This is a genomic window from Acidovorax sp. CCYZU-2555 (assembly GCF_018413525.1).
Taxonomy (GTDB): domain Bacteria; phylum Pseudomonadota; class Gammaproteobacteria; order Burkholderiales; family Burkholderiaceae_C; genus Comamonas.
In genome coordinates this window covers 17,584-33,620 of sequence record NZ_JAHCDD010000067.1, presented here as the reverse complement: position 1 = coordinate 33,620, position 16,037 = coordinate 17,584, and the positions used below count along the sequence as shown (strand labels likewise).

Below are 16,037 nucleotides of genomic sequence, written 5' to 3'. Positions count from 1 at the left end.
GCGGCGCCGAGAAGCTGGGCCTGGGCTATGAGCAGCTCAGCGACATCAACCCGCGCCTCGTCTACTGCTCGATCTCCGGCTACTCGCGCTCGGGCGCCGAAGCCAAGCGTCCAGGCTACGACCTCGTGGTGCAAGGCGAAGCGGGTCTGATGGCAATGAACGGCGACGAAGGCCAGGGCCCGCTCAAGTTCGGCGTGGCCGCAGTGGACATGTTCACCGGCATGTACTCGGCCCAGGCGATTCTCGCCGCGCTGTACGAGCGCCACAGCACGGGCAAGGGACGCCATGTGCAGATGGCGCTCTACGACTGCGGCCTGATGATCACCAGCTACTACGGCATGGAAGCGCTGCTCAAGGACGGCGATCCGCCGAAGTTCGGCAATGCCCATCCGTCGATCGTGCCCTACGGCGTGTTCGAAGCCGCCGACGGCCCGCTGGTGATCACCGTGGGCAACAACGGCCAGTTCCAGCGCTTTTGCAACGAGATCATCGGCCAGCCCGAATGGGCGACCGACGAGCGCTTTGCGACCAACACCGCGCGCTCGGCCCACCGCCATGTGCTGATGCCGCTGATCCACGCCGCGCTGCGCCAGAAACCGCGTGCCCAGCTGCTGGCCCAGCTCACGGCCGCGCAGATTCCCTGCGGCGAAGTGCTGGGCCTGCTCGACGCGCTGCAATCGGAGCGCACGCAGGACGCAGGCCTGCTGCACCGCTATGAAGACACCGAAGCCGGCCACCAGGCCGTGCTCGCCCCGCCTTACGCCATGGACGGCGAACGCCTGCCGGTGCGCCTGCCGCCGCCGCATCTGGGCGAACACACCGACGCCGTGCTCCGCGAGCAACTCGGAATGGCGCCCGACGCCATTGCCGCGCTGCGCGCGAGCAACATCATCTAAGTACAAGTTTTTTACCGGAGACAAGATATGCACAAGCCACAAGCTTCCCTCAATCGCCGCCATCTGCTCACGGCCGGCGCCGCCAGCGCGCTGACCCTCGCCGCCGGCACCAGCTTCGCCGCCGACCCGGCCTGGCCCAACAAGCTCGTGAAGATCGTCGTCGCCTTCCCACCGGGCGGCCCCACCGACACGGCTGCACGCATCGTCGCGCAAAAGCTCAGCGAACGCCTGGGCCAGACCATGATCGTCGAGAACCGTCCCGGCGCATCGGGCTCCATCGGCACGGCCGCGTTCATCAAGTCGCCCGCCGACGGCTACAACCTGTCGATGTTCGGCATGCCCGCGCTGCTCGCGCCGCTGCTGTTCAACAACAACGCCTACGACGTGCGCAAGGACTTCCTGCCCGTGGCCACGGTCTATGACCTGCCCATGGCCATCGTGATCAACCCGCGCGTGCTGCCCGACGTCACCAACCTGCAGCAGCTGATCGCCCACGCCAAGGCGTCGGAAACGCCGCTGAACTACACAAGCTCGGGTACGGGCAGCTTCGGCCATCTGTCGATGGAACAGCTCAAGGACCTGGGCGGCTTCCAGATGCAGCACATCCCCTACCGCGGCAGCGCGCCGGCCGTGACCGACCTGATCGGCGGCCAGATTCCCGTGATGTTCGCCGACGTCGTCGCCGCCCTGCCCCATATCCAGGCCGGCAAGCTGCGCGCCATCGCGGGCAGCTCGAACAAGGCCAAGCTGCTGCTGCCGGGCATCAAGTCGGTGGCCGAGCAAGGCTTTGCGGGCTTCGACGCCGACACCTGGGGCGGCCTGGTCGCTCCGCTGGGCACGCCGCGCGCAATCGTCGACCGCCTGAACGCCGAGCTCAAGGTGATCCTGGCCGACCCCGAACTGCAAAAGAAGTTGATCGGCGCTGGCGCCGTCGCCAGCTACCAGGACGCAGAAACCATGCGCAAGCGCCTTGCGACCGACTACACGCGCTGGAGCAAGATCGCCAAGGACAAGAACATCTCGGCGCTGTAAAGCGCAATGCCTTGCGCTGGCAGGGCCTGCACATCACGAAACCCCGGCCAGCCCTGCTTGCCGGGGTTTTTTCATGGCCTGGCCGCGCGCGCCTTCAGAATCCTGGCAGGGTCTGCGACAGCGGTTGAATCGCGTTCTCATGTTCGAGCAGCCAGCGCTTGCGCTGCAGCCCGCCGCCATAGCCGGTCAGCGACGCATTGCGGCCAATGACGCGGTGGCAGGGCAGCACGACGCTGATGGGGTTGGCGCCATTGGCCAGGCCCACGGCGCGGCTCGCCGATGGCCGGCCCAGACGCTGCGCGAAATCGCCATAGCTGAGCACCTGGCCCGCGGCAATGCCGCGCAAACCCAGCCACACCTGGCGCTGGAAATCGGTGCCGCCCAGGGCCACCTCAATGCTGTCTATGCCGCTGAGGTCGCCGGCGAAATAGGCCTCCAGGATGCGCCGCGCCGGCGACGCCTGGGCGGCATCGCGCAGCGACACCGCAATCCCTTTGTATTGGCGGCGCATCAACAGCTGCATGCGCGCCTCATAGTCCTGCCAGTCGACGGCGCGCACCTGCTGCTGCTCGTCGCTGACCAGCAGCATCTGGCCTATCGGAGTGGAGAATTTTTCCAGCTGAAAATTCAGTGCGGACATGATGGGATACGTGGGCATATCCGCACATCGTAGAGGATCGCTGCCCGTCAGTTCTGCGCAGTCTTCACGACCACATTGGGCATGTCGCGCCCGTGGTACTTCTTGTAGATCTGGTTGAGCTTGCCGCTTTCCAGATTGGCGGCGACCCAGCGGTCCACCCATTCCTTGAGCCGCGGCTCGCCCTTGTTCAGCGCGATGCCCAATGGCGAATCGAGCTGCGAGAACTTGATCTCGAAGTTCTTGCCCGGCGCGCGCCGGTTGATCTCGTCCATGGTCGAGGGCGTGGCCGAAAAGATGTTGACCTGGCCGGTCACGGCCGACGTGATCAGCGTGGCGTCGTCTTCGTAGCGCATGATCTCCGCGCCCTTGGCTTCCTTGGTCGTGAGCGTGTCGTTGGTGGTGGCGCGCGTGAGGCCTATGCGCTTGCCCGCGAGATCGGCGTAGCCTGCGATCTTCACATCCTTGGGCGCGGCGGTGATGATGGTGATCGCCGCATAGGGCACGGAAAAGTCCACGACCTTGGCGCGCTCTTCGGTAATGGACATCACCGAAATCGTCATGTCGGCGCGGCGCGCCTGCAGCGTGGAAATGCGCGCCGCCGTGGTCACGGGCACCACTTCCAGCTTGACGCCCAGGCCCCTGGCCAGTTCGCGCGCGGTTTCCACGTCCGAGCCCGTGGGCTCCATCGCGGCGTCGGTGAAGCTGAACAGCGGAATGCCTATGGCCACGGCCACGCGCAGCTTGCCGGATTTGCGGATGTCGTCGAGTTGATCGGCCTGGGCCGCATGGGCCGTACAGGCCAGCAGCGCGGCGGCGAAGGTGGTGCGCAACAGGGAGCGGTGCAGGATCATGGCGTTGTCTTTCAGGAAGTGGAGGAAGGGAAAAGTCAGAGGCCGTTATCGAGAAAGGCGCGCAGTTCGGGCGTGCGCGGCTGGTCCAGCATCTCGCCCGGGCCGGTCTCCCAGACCTTGCCCTGGTGCATGAAGATGATGCGATCGGCGACGCGGCGCGCGAAGGCCATCTCATGGGTCACGAGCAGCATGGTCATGCCGCCGGCCGCGAGGTCTTCCATCACGCGCAGCACTTCGCCGGTGAGCTGCGGATCGAGCGCCGAAGTGACTTCGTCGAACAGCATCACCTTGGGCGCCATGGCCAGCGAACGCGCGATGGCCACGCGCTGCTGCTGGCCGCCCGACAGCTGTTCGGGATAGGCGTCGGCCTTGGCGCGCAGCCCGACTTTTTCGAGCACCTGCAGCGCGGTCGCGCGCGCCTGATCGCGCGTCTGGCGCTTCACATGGCGCAGCGCCAGCATGATGTTGGCCTCCACCGTGAGATGCGGAAACAGGTTGTAGCTCTGGAACACGATGCCGACTTCGCGGCGCAGTTGCTTGAGATCCACCGCCGGGTCGTCGACGCGGATTCCCGCGACTTCGATGCTGCCGCTGTCTATGGTTTCGAGGCGGTCCATGCAGCGCAGCGCGGTGCTCTTGCCCGAGCCGCTGGCGCCGATGATGGCGATCATCTCGCCCTTGTTGACTTCGAAGGACACGCCCTTGAGAACGGGGTTGGCGCCGAAAGTCTTGTGGACTTCGCGCAGGCTAACGATGGGCGACATTGAGCTTCCTCTCCATGGCTTCGCTCCAGCGCGAAAGCGGATAACACAGGACGAAATAGAAAGCGCCGACCAGACTGAAGATCAGGAAGGGCTGGAAGATGGTGTTGTTGATGACCTGGCCGGCGCGCGTGAGCTCGACAAAGCCTATGACCGAGGCCAGCGAAGTCATCTTGATGATCTGCACCAGAAAGCCCACGGTGGGCGGCAGCGACAGGCGCAGGGCCTGGGGCACGATCACCAGGCGCAGCGTCTGCCAGCGCGTGAGCGCCAGGCACTCGGCGGCTTCCCACTGCGGCTTGGGCATGGCATCTATGCAGCCGCGCCAGATGTCGCCCAGATAGGCGCTCACGTACAGCATCATCGCCAGGCCCGCAGCGACGAGCGCCGGCAGCGAATAGCCGTAGAGCGACAGCCCGTAGTACACGATGAACAGCAATATCAGCAGCGGAATGCCCTGTATGCCTTCGATGTAGACCATGGCCAGGCCGCGCAGCCAGCGCCGCGGCGAGATGCGCGCCAGCATCACGCCGAAGCCACCGACCGCCCCCAGCGCGAAGGCCAGCAGCGACAGCAACAGCGTCCAGCCTATGGACTTGAACAGATAGGCCAGATGCACGGCCGTGAAGTTGCCGAACAGGCCGGTTTCGAGCGGCGTCATGCTGCGCCTCCTGCGGTAGCAACCGCCGGGGTGCTTCGGCTCAATCGATGGGCCTGGTTCACCACGCGGCTGCGCCGGAAAACAGCGCGGCCCAGCAGCGCCGACAGCCCCTTGATGAACAGCGACAGCACGATGTACAGCGCGGCGACGACGAGATAGGTCTCGAGCGAGCGGAAGGTATCCGACTGCACCGTGTTGGCGATGGCCGTCAGCTCCTGCGCGGAAATCTGCGAGGCCATGGCCGAGGCCTGCATCATCAGCAGGAACTGGCTGGTCAGCGCCGGATACACCTTCTCGATCGACGGCTGCAGCATCACATGCCAGCCTATGCGCCAGCGCGGCAGCCCCAGGCACTCGGCGGCCTCGATCTGCCCGCGCGGCACAGCCTCCAGCCCGGCGCGGATGATCTCGGCAGCGTAGGCCGCGATGTTGATGATCATCGCCAGCACCGCCGCGGTGAACGTGGGCATGCGCACGCCGAAACTCGCCAGGCCGAAATAGAACAGGAAGATCTGCACCAGGAACGGCGTGTTGCGCACGATCTCGATGTACACCGTGCAAGCCCAGGCCAGCGCGCGGTTGCGCCCGCGCTTGCCGAAGGCCACGAGCACCCCCACGGCGACGCCCGCGACCACCGCCAACGCGGTCATCTGCAGCGTCAGCAACGCGCCGTGGAGGAACACATCCCAGTAGCCCAGCAAGGGGCTGAAGTCGAGGGTGTAGCGGCTCATCACTGCAGGCTGATGTTGGCCGACTTCACCAGGCGGCTGTAGTTGGCGGCGTCCTTGTGCAGGAAAGCGCGGAAGGCTTCTGGCGAATCGCCGACCGGAATCAGCGCCGCATCGGCCAGCTGCTGGCCCAGCGGGCCCTTGAGCGCGGTCTTCAGCGCCGCGTTGATGCGGTTGACGACGGCCGCGGGCGTGCCCGCGGGCGCGGCAATGCCGGTCCAGGTCACGACTTCGTAGTTCGGCAGGCCCGCCTCCTTCATCGTCGGCACATCGGGCAGCAGCGGCGAACGCTGGGCGCTGGTGATGGCCAGCGCGCGCAGCTTGCCGCTCTTGGCATAGGGCAAGGCCGTGGGCGAGGTGTCGAACAGCATGTCGATCTGCCCGCCCATCAGGTCGGTCAGCGCTGGCGCGCCGCCCTTGTAGGGCACATGCAGCAGGTCCACACCGGTCTGCTGCTTGAACACTTCGGTGGCGAAATGCTGGGCCGAGCCCACGCTCGCGCTGCCGAACGTCAGCTTGCCGGGCTGGGCCTTGGCCGCGGCGATCAGTTCACGCACGCTGTGGATGGGCGAGTTGCCCGACACCACCAGCAGATTGGGCTGGTCGACGATGCGCATGATCGGCACGAAGGCCGTGAGCGGATCGAACGGCGGGTTGGCATACAGATACTGGTTGGCGGCGAACACGCCCGCACTGCCCACCAGCAGCGTATAGCCGTCGGCCGGCGACTTCGCGACCTGGCCCGCGCCGATGTTGCCCGAGGCCCCGGGCTTGTTCTCCACCAGGAAAGGCTGCTTGAGTTCGTCCTGCAGGCTCTTGCCGATCAGGCGAGCGACCAGATCGACGCTGCCGCCCGGCGGGAATGGCACGATCAGCTTGACGGGCTTCGAAGGGTAGTCCTGCGCCGCCGCATAGGGCAGTGCCAGGGCCAGAAGAAAAGCACAACAGAAATTACGGCGCATCGCACACCTCCAGAGGAAGAACAGGGGCACAAGAAATCGCATCGGCCACGACCGCGGCCAGTGCCAGCAGCGCGTGGTCGTCGCCCGCACGGCCCACGAGCTGCAGGCCTATAGGGCGCGCATCGTCGTCCTGCCCGGCAGGCAAGGAGATGCCGGACAGCGCGAGAAAGTTGACGGGTCGGCTGAAGTGCACCGGGGCCAGGTCATGGTCCACCTCCTGCGCGCGCGGCGCGGCCATGGCCGTGACGGGCATGGCGATCGCCGCGAGCTGCAGCCGGTCCATCTCCTGGGCAAACTGCTGCTGCCACAGCAAAGCCGTGGCCTGGGCCTGCAGGTACTGCACGGCCGTGGTCGAGCGCGCGGCGATGAAGCGCGGGCGCACCGACGGGTCCATGGGCAGCGACGGGTCGTCAAGAAACGCGTCGTTCACGGCCGCGCCCTCGGCGATCATGATCGCGTTGGTCGGCGCCCTGAACTCGGCCAGCGGCGCGGGAAAGCGAAACGGCACCAGCTCATGGCCCGCGGCCTGCAGTTGCGCAAGACTGTCTGCCAGGCTTTGCGCGACGGCGGGTTCCAGGCCCGTCAACTCGTCGGGCGCCAGCACGCCGATGCGAGCGGCGCCGCCAGCGGCCGCGCCTTCGGCGCCCACCAGCGCGTCGAAGCAAAGCCGGGCATCGTCCACCGAAGTGGCGAACAGGCCCAGGCTGTCGAGCGTCTTGCTCAGTGCATAGACGCCGCCGCGCGGCAGCGCATCGATCGTCGGCTTGAAGCCCACGACGCCGCAGAACGCCGCCGGCACGCGCACCGAACCGCCCGTGTCCGAGCCTATGGACCAGGGCACGAGATGCGCGGCCACGGCCACGGCCGAGCCGCTGCTCGAGCCGCCGGGCACCAGCGTGTCGGCGGCCTGGCCCGCGGGATTGCGCGGCGTGTCCATGTGCGAATTCGTGCCCCAGGCGCCCAGCGCGAACTGCACCATGTGGGTCTTGCCGATGATGATGCCGCCCAATGCGTTGATGCGTTCCACGATGGCCGCGTCCTGCGTGGCGATGTTGTTTGCCAGCAGCGGCGAGCCCGCAGTCGTCGGCTTGCCCTCAAGGTCCACCAGGTCCTTGAGCGCCACGGGAATGCCGTGCAGCGCGCCGCGGTCATGGCCGGCGCGCAGCTCCGCGTCCAGACGCTGCGCCGCGGCCAGCGCTTCCGATGCGTAGACGGCGATAAAGCTCTTGAAGACGCCGTCGTAAGTGCCAATGCGTTCGAGGCAGTCGCGCACCAGCGCGGTGCAGGTGGTGCGGCCGCTGCGCAGATCCGCACCCAACTGGGCGATGGAGGCGAACGCCGCAGGTGTCTTGTGCCCGCTCATGCTGCCACCTCGCTGACCGACAGCCGGGTGCCCAGCACTTCGGGATAGGTTTCGCCCGCGCGCAGCCGCGCCAGCGTCAGTTGCTCCGCGCTCTGCAGCGCCAAGGCCTTTTCGGCCAGCGCCCGGGCTTCGGCCGGCGCCATGACCAGCAGGCCGTTCTCATCCGCCAGGATCACATCGCCCGGGTGCACGCGCACGCCGCCGCAATCCACCGGCGCGCAGAAACTGCCCACCTGCCCGCCCGAACGCGTGGTGCGTGCGCTCAGACCGCTGGCCCACACGGCCAGCCCCAGTTCGCGCAGCTCGGCGATGTCGGTGACACAGCCGTCGACCACGATGCCCGCGGCGCCGCGCAGTTGCGCGGCCAGCACGCTCGCGCCGCCTATGCAGGCCACCGTATGGTCGCCCGCACGGTCCACCACCAGGAAATCGTTGGGGCGCAGCTGACCCAGCGCATGGTGCAGGATGGAGCCATCGGTGCCTTCGCAGCGCACGGTCACCGCCGTGCCCACGATGCGCGCCACAGGCGCCAAGGTCGTCATCGCCTTGATGCCGCCATGCAGGAAACCCCGGTCATGGAAATGGCCGATGGTCGCGGGCTCGACCTGCCGCAACAATTCCAGCAGGGCCGCGTCGCATGGCGGCGGCATGGTGCCCAGATGTATGCCTGTCATCTCAGTTATCCTCAAAGTTGAATGAACTGATGCTAGGCAAGCCGACCTGGCATGGATATTGATCAATTCTGCGGATCGCTAATACAGTTTTTTCATCATGCGGTTTACCCTAAATCAGTTGGAAGCCTTTGTCTGGACGGCGCGCCTGGGCACGGTCCATGCGGCGGCCCGGCAGTTGCATCTCACGCAGCCCGCCATATCGCATCGCATTCGCGATCTCGAAGAAGAACTTTCCACGCAGCTGTTCGAGCGGCACAACCAGCGGCTCATCGTCACCGACCAGGGCCGCAACGTGCTGGTCTATGCCGAGCGCGTGATCGCCTCGGCCCAGGAAGTCGCGCGGCTGGACCTGACGCGCACCATCACCGGCCTGGTGCGCGTGGGCGTCGACGAGTCCTGCGCGATCACCGGCATGCCGCTGATCCTCAAGGACATCAAGGACACCTACCCCAACCTGCGCGTGGACCTGACGGTGGGCGGCGGCTCGCAACTGCTGCAGAAGATCAACAACCACGAACTCGACATCGCGCTGCACACCGGCCAGAGCAGCCAGCCCGATGTGACCAGCCAGTTCATAGGCCTCACGCGCCACCAGTGGGTGGCCGCGCCCGGCCTGTTCCCGCCGGACACCGACTTCCTGCCCGAGCAGGCGATGGGCCACCGCATCGTCAGCAACGCGCCGCCGTCCACGCTGCACGACTCCGTGGCCCGCTGGCTGGTCACCGACGGCTACGCATTCGACGAATTCAGCAGCTGCAATTCGCTGTCGCTGATGGTCTCGCTGGTGGTGTCGGGCCATGCCATCGCGATGCTGCCCGCATCGATCACGCGCAAGCATGTTGAAGCCCAGACCCTGCAGCTGCTGCGCGCCAAGCCCGAAGTGCCCGACGTGCCCTATTACTTCTCGTATCTGGTGCACCATCGCAGCGATACGACAACCCGGTTTCTCGAAATCGCGGAGCGCAATCTCAAGGCCATCGGGTTCTTTGTGAATCCTTGAAACTGCAGAACATGAACAAGACTTTGATCGACGTAGACGGCGCAAAGCAGGCGCTGCGGCAATTTGCAGACGACCGCAACTGGCGGCAATTCCACTCGCCCAAGAACCTGGTCATGGCGCTTTCCGGCGAAGTCGGCGAGTTGACCGAGATCTTCCAGTGGATGACGGAAGCCGACTCGCACGGCGCGGCCTCTGCACCGACAACGGCCCAGGCAGTGAGCGACGAACTCGCCGATGTCGCTCTTTATCTCATTCGCCTGGCCGATGTGCTGGGCGTCGATCTCAATGCCGCCATTGCCAGCAAGCTGGTCATCAACGCCGCCAAATACCCGGTCGATGCCGCGCGCGGCGTGAGCACCAAATACGACCAGTTGCCAAAGTCATGACCCTGCGTCGTGCGCCCGGCCGACCGAAGACGTAAAAAAGCCCGCTGCAAGGCGGGCTCAGGAGGCTTGCGCCCCGGATAAGTTCGGCAGCGGTCTAGCCCGCGCGCCGCTGCCCCGCGAGCCGTCGCACCACCGCCACCAGACGATCGATCTCGTCGAAAGTGTTGTAGAACGCCAGCGAAGGCCGTACCGTGGTCTCGACGCCGAAGCGCCGCAGAATGGGCTGAGCGCAGTGGTGGCCCGTGCGCACGGCAATGCCTTCGTCGTTCAGCGCCTGGCCGACTTCCTCGGTGCTGTAGCCGTCGAGCAGGAAGGACATCACGCTGGCCTTGTCGTCTGCCGTGCCGATCAGGCGCACGCCGGCAATGGTGCGCAGCTGCGCCATGCCGTAGACCAGCAGCTCGTGCTCGTAGCGCGCGATGTTCTCTATGCCGACCCTGTTGACATAGTCGATCGCCGCGCCCAGGCCCACCGCGTCGGCGATGTTGCCCGTGCCGGCCTCGAACTTGTTCGGGATAGGCTGGAACACGGTCTTCTCGAAAGTCACGTCGGCAATCATGTTGCCGCCGCCCTGCCAGGGAGGCATGTCCTCGAGCACTTCACGCTTGCCCCAGACCACGCCTATGCCCGTCGGGCCGAACACCTTGTGGCCGGAGAAGACGAAGAAGTCGGCGCCTATGTCCTGCACGTCGACGCGCATGTGCGAGATCGATTGCGCGCCGTCGACCAGGGCCTTGGCACCCGCGCGGTGCGCGAGTTCGACGATCTGCTTGACGGGCACCACGGTGCCCAGCGCGTTCGATACCTGCGTCACGGCGACGATCTTGGTGCGGTCGTTGAGCAGCTTGCGGTACTCGTCGAGCAGCACCTGGCCCGAGTCGTCGACCGGAATCACGCGCAGCTTCGCGCCCTTGGCCGCAGCGAGCTGCTGCCAGGGCACGATGTTGGCGTGGTGTTCCAGGTTGCTGACGATGATCTCGTCGCCCTCGCCCACATGCTGGCCGCCCCAGCTCTTGGCCACCAGATTGATGGCCTCGGTCGTGCCGCGCACAAAGATGACTTCGTTCACGTCGGGCGCATTGATGAACTTCTTGACGCGCTCGCGTGCGCCTTCGTAGGCGTCGGTGGCGCGCGCCGCGAGCTCATGCGCCGCGCGGTGGATGTTCGAGTTCTCGTGCGCATAGAAGTGCGCGATGCGATCGATCACCGACTGCGGCTTGTGCGTGGTCGCGGCATTGTCGAACCAGACCAGCTGCTTGCCGTTCACACGCTCCTGCAGGATGGGAAAGTCGCGGCGCACGGCGTTCACATCGAACGGCTGGCGCTGGCCTTCGGTGGCCAAGGGCGCCGCGCCATGCGGCGACGGCTTGGCCGGCGTCACATAGCCGCTGGGCAGCACCACGGCATCGACGAAGTAGAACTTCGGGTCCGCCGAAGGCGCTGCGGGCGGCTGCACCGGCAGCGCGGCCGGCGGCGCAGGCCGCTCCACGGGCAACTGCGCGGGCACCGATGCCGACGCCGACGGATGGCCGTAGCCGCTGTTCAGGAAGTAAAACGGCGAGGCGGCGGCCGCAGACTGCGGCGCCACGGGCGCATTCACCTGCTGGGGCACGCCCAGCACGGAGCTGCCCGAGCGCGGCTCGAAGGCCGGCGCCACGGTGTACACCGTATCGGGCACGCCATTGCCCGCGACCGCATGCGGCAACAGGGCCGGAGCGCGATTGGCGAGAGATGGCAACTGAGTGGGCGATGCGGGCAGCAGATTGGCGCCCGGGATCTGCCCCTGAGGAATGGGCGTGCCCGGCACGCCGGGGCCGAATCCGGCCGGGCTGGCCAGCGGCGAGCCCGGTGGCGCGATGTTGGCCGGGAACTGCGCTCCCGGCACCAGGCCGTTCGCCACGCCCGGAATGGACGACGGCGGCGTTCCCGGCAGCGCCGAGAACATGGCGCTGGCCAGGCGCGCGAGGATGTCCGGATCGAACGGTGCCTCGCCCGCGAGCGACGACGGTAGGGAATGTGTGCTCACCGCGGCGTCTTACTTGTAGGTATCGGGATAGTCGTGGTACTTGCCGATCTCGACATCGTCGAGCACCGCCAGCGCATCGCTGGTCAGCACCGCGAGCGAGCAGTACAGCGAGATCAGGTACGACGCGATCGCGTGGTTGTTGATGCCCATGAAGCGCACCGACAGGCCCGGGCCCTGCTCGCCCGACAGGCCGGGCTGGAACAGGCCGACCACGCCCTGGCGCTTGTCGCCCACGCGCAGCAGCAGGATCTTGCTCTTGCCGTCGGCCACCGGCACCTTGTTCGAAGGGATCAGCGGAATGCCGCGCCAGGTGATGAACTGCGAGCCGAACAGGCTCACGGTGGGCGGCGGCGTGCCGCGGCGCGTGGCTTCGCGGCCGAACGCGGCGATCGCCAGTGGGTGGGCCAGGAAGAACGCGGGCTCTTTCCAGACCTTGGTCAGCAGCTCGTCCAGGTCATCGGGCGTGGGCGCGCCGGTCAGCGGGAAAATGCGCTGCTCGTCGGTCACCTGGGCCAGCAGGCCGTAGTCGGGGTTGTTGATCAGTTCGCTTTCCTGGTTTTCCTTGATCGTCTCGATGGTCAGGCGCAGCTGCTCTTTGATCTGGTCGTGCGGGCTGCTGTAGAGATCGGAAATGCGCGTGTGCACGTCGAGCACGGTGCTGACGGCGTTCAGGAAGTATTCGCGCGGATTCTCTTCGTAATCGACGAAGGTGCGCGGCAGCTGGTTTTCGCTTTCCTTGGCGGTGCAGACCACCTGGATGGACTCCGGGTTCTTGACCTTGTTGACGCGGTAGATGCCCGCTTCCACCGGCACCCATTGCAGCAAGTGCGTCAGCCAGCGCGGGCTGATGGTCTCGAGTTGCGGGACGGTCTTGGTGGCGTTGGCTAACTGGCGGGCGGCGTGGTCGCCCAGGGCGGTGGTACCACCGACGGTTGCGGTCATGGAAAACTCCGAAGATCAAGAAAGGAAAGGGACTCGCACGCAGTGTCCGCCGACCCAGGGTTTTCCTTCAACAGGCTATAGACGCCAAACGGATGCGTTGCGCCGCGCGCGACTGCTCGAGCTGCTCGCAGCGCGCCAGCAGGCCGGCGCCATCGACGCCCAGCGCCAGCGCCAGCTTTTGCGCGGTGACGATGGACGGCACCACGCTGCCGCGCTCCACCTCGCCCACATAGGAGCGGTTGAGATCGGAGCGCTCGGCCAGTTGCTCCTGCGACCAGCCGCGGCCTTCGCGCAGCTGCCGCACCGCCAGGCCGAAATCCTGAACAAAGGCTTTCATGTGCCGCCCCGTGGCGCTTTCTGCAGGCTGGCCTGCGTGACGCTGGCGCCGGGCGCGACATCGTCGGTGATCCACACATTGCCGCCTATGGTCGCGCCCCGGCCCAGCGTGACGCGGCCCAGGATGGTCGCGCCCGCGTAGATCACCACTTCGTCTTCGACCACCGGATGGCGCGGCAAGCCCTTCTTCAGCTGCCCCTCGCTGTCGATGGGAAAGCGCTTGGCGCCCAGCGTCACCGCCTGGTACACACGCACGCGCTCGCCTATCACCGCGGTCTCGCCGATCACGACGCCCGTGCCGTGGTCTATGAAGAAGCTCGCGCCTATCACCGCCCCGGGATGGATGTCTATGCCCGTCTGCCCATGCGACAGCTCGGCGACGATGCGCGCCAGCAGCGGCAGCCCCAGCTTGTAGAGCGCATGCGCGAGCCGGTGGTGGATCATCGCCAGCACGCCCGGATAGCACAGCAGCACTTCATCGACGCTGCGCGCGGCCGGATCGCCCTGGTAGGCGGCGAGCACATCGGAGTCGAGCAGCCGGCGCAATGCGGGCAGCGCGTTGGCGAACTGGCGCACGGCCTCGGTGGCCTGGGCCTCGATCTCGTGCGCCGGCAGCGACGCATGCCGGGCATTGAAATTCAGCTCCAGCCGAGCCTGGCCCAGCAGCTCCTGCAGCGCGGCGTCCAGCGTATGGCCGACATAGAAGTCTTCGCTCTCGTGGCGCAGGTCGGTAGGCCCCAGGCGCATGGGAAACAACGCGCCCTTGAGGCCCTCGACAATGCGCCCGAGCGCGTCGCGCGATGGAAACTCGCGCCCGCCCGGCTCACGCGAGCGCTTTTGCAGATCACGCCACTCGTCGCGCACGCCGCGCAGCGCGCGCACGATCTCGCCCACTTCGAAATTCGCCATTCGGCTTCCCCTGTTGGTTCTTGCTGTGCTGAGATGGGTGGGTCAGTCCTGCACCCAGGGCAGGCCGTGAAAACGCCAGCCGTCCGAGCCGCCGCGGTGCTGGCGCGCGTCGATCTCGCCTTCGAAGCCTTCGAGCACATTGAACACATGCGTGAAGCCCGCCTTGGCCGCGGCTTGCGCGGCCAGCGCCGAACGCTTGCCGCTGCGGCACAGCAGCAGCACCACCGCTTCCTTGCCGCCCGCCGCCGCGACCTTGGCTTCGAGTTCGCGCACAAAGCGCGGATTGCGCGTGAGCGCCGTGCCCGAGGCCCAGGCCACATGCAGGCTGTCAGGCACATGGCCGACAAACTTGCGCTCCTCGCCCGAACGCACATCGACCAGCACGGCACTGCCCTGCTGCACCAGCTCCCAGGCGACGGGCGGCGTCACACCGCCGGCATAGGGCCACCCGGCCGCCGCGGCTTCAGTCTGTGCCTGCTCAAGAGCTACCGGCAAACTGATCTCTTCGACTCCCACTGACATGTCTTGTACTCCTTGATCTGCTGTCGCCATTGGTGGCGATAGACCTCAATGTATAAGTACCGCCTTAAAAGACAAAACACTAAAAAATCGATTCTTAACAACTTATTTATCTTTAGAAGCGCAAGGGAAATGCCTTGTACCGCATGCAGTCGCGGCTGTTCCCGAGCGGTACATCGCCCAGCTTCCGCGGCCGATGCTTGCGGAAAAAATACCTATCCTGATTTTCACCAACGTCCTATATGCCATCAGCCTGTTGACGACGGCTTGTTATCCGCCCCAGTCAACAAAATAAGAACTCTGGTGCGTTTCAATGAATCCTTCGCTTTTTCCATCACCTGGCATTCATCCAAAAATATTGCAATCCGTGGATGAATTCCCGCCTCTCCAGAGGAGGCAACAGCGGTTGAAGCTTCATGAACCGACCAGGTTGGCGGAAAAAAAGGAGGCCTTTTATGGTTCAGAAATACAAGCAATTGATTTCCGGCACGCGCGCATGGCTTTTTGAGGGCGATCTTTCAACACGAATCAATTGAGTGAGGCATATATGACCAAACATATTCTTCTTTCTCTGTCCGTGCTGGGGCTGCTGCAAGCGTGCGGCGGCGATGGCGACCCCACACCTTCCGCTGCGGGAGACAAGGGCATCGCCCCCGGCGGCTCCGTGTCGGCCAAGTTTGTAGGCAACGAGAACGCGCGCTCCATCTTGCTCTCCAAAGGCGAGCAGTCGCTTGGGTCTGCGGTGCCCACAGAGCAGGCAGACAATGGCGCAATGCTCCGCATAGGGACCAGGACCTTGTCAGGAGCGCACCAGACCCTGGACATCGCCGGCGACGCGCATTTTGCGCTGGGGCGCTGGGTGAAAGGCACGCTGACCCGAGACACCAACACTGTGACGCTCCAGGGCAAGAATCACGAGTCGTATCACTACATCGTCTACAACCGCCTCGCGGCCCTGCCCCGCGAAGGCCAACTGCAGTGCAAGTCGGTCGCCGCGACGACGCCAACCGGGGCTTCCGATAGCCGCCAGAAAGTCGACCCGCCCAGCGGATCGGCCCAGGTCACGTTCGACGCCAACGGCGCCGCAGTAGAGGGGACTATGCAGGTGCGCGCGGACGGCCAGAGCGCCAGCGTGAGTCTGGCCACAAAGATCGAGGATCCCGGCTCCATGTCCGTCACCGGCCATATGTTTGCCAACGGCCAGGGTGCGGCAGTCGCGCTGGCCAACCAGGGCGACGCAGTTCCCGGCCTGGTCGTGGGATACAGGGCCCAGCTGCCTGGCGGTGACCTTTATCTGGGCGTGGCCCGCTTCGTCTGCAGCAAAAAGTAGGTCACACCAACCGCCCGCTCC

18 protein-coding genes are annotated in these 16,037 nt (G+C 65.8%); 5 read left to right on the top strand and 13 right to left on the bottom strand.

Features of this window, described 5'->3' with window-relative positions; genetic code table 11:
- Both KHY18_RS20465 and KHY18_RS20460 read left to right on the top strand, forming a co-directional pair.
- Positions 1-896 (top strand): CaiB/BaiF CoA transferase family protein (locus KHY18_RS20465; RefSeq protein ID WP_213304160.1); only part of this gene is annotated, 896 nt, incomplete at its 5' end.
- 27 nt (positions 897-923) lie between these two features.
- Positions 924-1,928 (top strand): Bug family tripartite tricarboxylate transporter substrate binding protein, encoded by a 1,005-nt coding sequence (locus KHY18_RS20460; protein ID WP_213304158.1) that lies wholly within the window; start codon positions 924-926, stop codon positions 1,926-1,928.
- A 94-nt stretch (positions 1,929-2,022) separates the two neighbouring features.
- Here KHY18_RS20460 and ogt read toward each other — a convergent pair whose 3' ends face one another.
- Genes ogt through KHY18_RS20420 form a run of 8 tightly spaced genes read right to left on the bottom strand, consistent with a single transcriptional unit; the run spans position 2,023 to position 8,568 of the window.
- Complete coding sequence (gene ogt, locus KHY18_RS20455; RefSeq protein WP_213304156.1) at positions 2,023-2,568, bottom strand: methylated-DNA--[protein]-cysteine S-methyltransferase; 546 nt, start codon at positions 2,566-2,568, stop codon at positions 2,023-2,025.
- 47 nt (positions 2,569-2,615) lie between these two features.
- Positions 2,616-3,419, bottom strand: coding sequence for a transporter substrate-binding domain-containing protein (locus KHY18_RS20450; RefSeq protein ID WP_213304154.1), 804 nt, complete (start codon positions 3,417-3,419; stop codon positions 2,616-2,618).
- A 35-nt stretch (positions 3,420-3,454) separates the two neighbouring features.
- Positions 3,455-4,183, bottom strand: a complete 729-nt coding sequence (locus tag KHY18_RS20445) for an amino acid ABC transporter ATP-binding protein (RefSeq protein ID WP_213304151.1) — start codon at positions 4,181-4,183, stop codon at positions 3,455-3,457.
- Positions 4,167-4,841 carry an amino acid ABC transporter permease gene (locus tag KHY18_RS20440; protein ID WP_502769370.1) on the bottom strand — a complete coding sequence of 225 codons (675 nt, stop codon included), beginning with the start codon at positions 4,839-4,841 and terminating at the stop codon, positions 4,167-4,169. The genes KHY18_RS20445 and KHY18_RS20440 overlap by 17 nt, the downstream gene beginning before the upstream one ends.
- On the bottom strand, positions 4,838-5,572 hold the full coding sequence (locus KHY18_RS20435; protein WP_213304148.1) for an amino acid ABC transporter permease: 735 nt from the start codon (positions 5,570-5,572) through the stop codon (positions 4,838-4,840). The genes KHY18_RS20440 and KHY18_RS20435 overlap by 4 nt, the downstream gene beginning before the upstream one ends.
- Entirely contained in the window at positions 5,572-6,531 is a 960-nt protein-coding gene (locus tag KHY18_RS20430; RefSeq protein WP_213304146.1) for a Bug family tripartite tricarboxylate transporter substrate binding protein, read from the bottom strand. Before KHY18_RS20430 ends, KHY18_RS20435 begins: the two co-directional genes overlap by 1 nt.
- Complete coding sequence (locus KHY18_RS20425) at positions 6,521-7,894, bottom strand: amidase (RefSeq protein ID WP_213304143.1); 1,374 nt, start codon at positions 7,892-7,894, stop codon at positions 6,521-6,523. The genes KHY18_RS20430 and KHY18_RS20425 overlap by 11 nt, the downstream gene beginning before the upstream one ends.
- Positions 7,891-8,568, bottom strand: a complete 678-nt coding sequence (locus KHY18_RS20420) for an RraA family protein (protein WP_249729261.1) — start codon at positions 8,566-8,568, stop codon at positions 7,891-7,893. Before KHY18_RS20420 ends, KHY18_RS20425 begins: the two co-directional genes overlap by 4 nt.
- 97 nt (positions 8,569-8,665) lie before the next feature.
- Between KHY18_RS20420 and KHY18_RS20415 the strand changes: the two genes are divergently transcribed.
- Together KHY18_RS20415 and KHY18_RS20410 are read left to right on the top strand one after the other, a co-directional pair.
- Positions 8,666-9,568, top strand: coding sequence for a LysR family transcriptional regulator (locus KHY18_RS20415; RefSeq protein ID WP_213304141.1), 903 nt, complete (start codon positions 8,666-8,668; stop codon positions 9,566-9,568).
- A gap of 11 nt (positions 9,569-9,579) precedes the next feature.
- Positions 9,580-9,954, top strand: coding sequence for a nucleotide pyrophosphohydrolase (locus tag KHY18_RS20410; RefSeq protein ID WP_213304140.1), 375 nt, complete (start codon positions 9,580-9,582; stop codon positions 9,952-9,954).
- A gap of 94 nt (positions 9,955-10,048) precedes the next feature.
- Here the strand turns inward: KHY18_RS20410 and KHY18_RS20405 are convergent, their stop codons facing one another.
- The 5 genes from KHY18_RS20405 to KHY18_RS20385 form a co-directional block, all read right to left on the bottom strand.
- Complete coding sequence (locus tag KHY18_RS20405) at positions 10,049-11,899, bottom strand: family 2A encapsulin nanocompartment cargo protein cysteine desulfurase (protein ID WP_213304162.1); 1,851 nt, start codon at positions 11,897-11,899, stop codon at positions 10,049-10,051.
- 90 nt (positions 11,900-11,989) lie between these two features.
- Entirely contained in the window at positions 11,990-12,922 is a 933-nt protein-coding gene (locus tag KHY18_RS20400) for a family 2A encapsulin nanocompartment shell protein (RefSeq protein WP_213304138.1), read from the bottom strand.
- A 67-nt stretch (positions 12,923-12,989) separates the two neighbouring features.
- Positions 12,990-13,259 (bottom strand): helix-turn-helix domain-containing protein, encoded by a 270-nt coding sequence (locus KHY18_RS20395; protein WP_213304136.1) that lies wholly within the window; start codon positions 13,257-13,259, stop codon positions 12,990-12,992.
- Positions 13,256-14,167: a serine O-acetyltransferase EpsC gene (gene epsC, locus KHY18_RS20390; RefSeq protein ID WP_213304134.1), complete on the bottom strand. Its 912-nt coding sequence runs from the start codon at positions 14,165-14,167 to the stop codon at positions 13,256-13,258. The genes KHY18_RS20395 and epsC overlap by 4 nt, the downstream gene beginning before the upstream one ends.
- Positions 14,168-14,209: 42 nt before the next feature.
- The gene (locus KHY18_RS20385; RefSeq protein ID WP_213304131.1) at positions 14,210-14,689 is read right to left on the bottom strand and encodes a rhodanese-like domain-containing protein; all 480 of its coding nucleotides are present in this window, start codon (positions 14,687-14,689) and stop codon (positions 14,210-14,212) included.
- 544 nt (positions 14,690-15,233) lie between these two features.
- Here KHY18_RS20385 and KHY18_RS20380 point away from each other — a divergent pair.
- Entirely contained in the window at positions 15,234-16,016 is a 783-nt protein-coding gene (locus KHY18_RS20380; RefSeq protein ID WP_213304128.1) for a hypothetical protein, read from the top strand.
- The last annotated feature ends 21 nt before the right edge of the window (positions 16,017-16,037 follow it).